1 protein-coding gene is annotated in these 367 nt (G+C 54.4%); it reads left to right on the top strand.

Annotated features, from left to right (window positions below; translation table 11 throughout):
- Window positions 1–168: 168 nt before the first annotated feature.
- A partial coding sequence (locus AC1DBD_RS17985; protein ID WP_476982752.1) for a hypothetical protein occupies window positions 169–367 on the top strand: 199 nt, incomplete at its 3' end.

The following is a 367-nucleotide window of genomic DNA, read 5'->3' as shown; positions in this document are numbered from 1 at the left end:
GGCATACATTGAGAAAAACGAAGTGTACGAGTCCGTGACCCCGTCACAGAATGACGCTGTTCGATGGCTCGTAGCAGAACTTTCAGCCACCCTGAAAGTGGCCATGGGCGATGTCTACAGACACCCTCAACTCTCTCGGAAAACCGAGTCCGAAGCGAGCTCCGCAAAATGGTGAGAAACCTGTTGCTCGCGCTATGCGCGATGTTGTGGCTTGTCATGTCGCCGGTCGCACATGCCCGTGCTKTAAAGGCGGTGACGATAGATGCCGTAGGACTCAGCAGGCTCGAGGAGATGGCGCAAGAATGCAAGAAATTCCGGCCTTCCGTGAAACTGGTAAAACGCTATTTCTCGCGTGCCTATCCGGTAG

This window comes from Arthrobacter sp. 10T419, assembly GCF_056394105.1.
The sequence above is the reverse complement of the archived record's forward strand: the minus strand, read 5'-3'. Positions and strand labels throughout refer to the sequence as shown.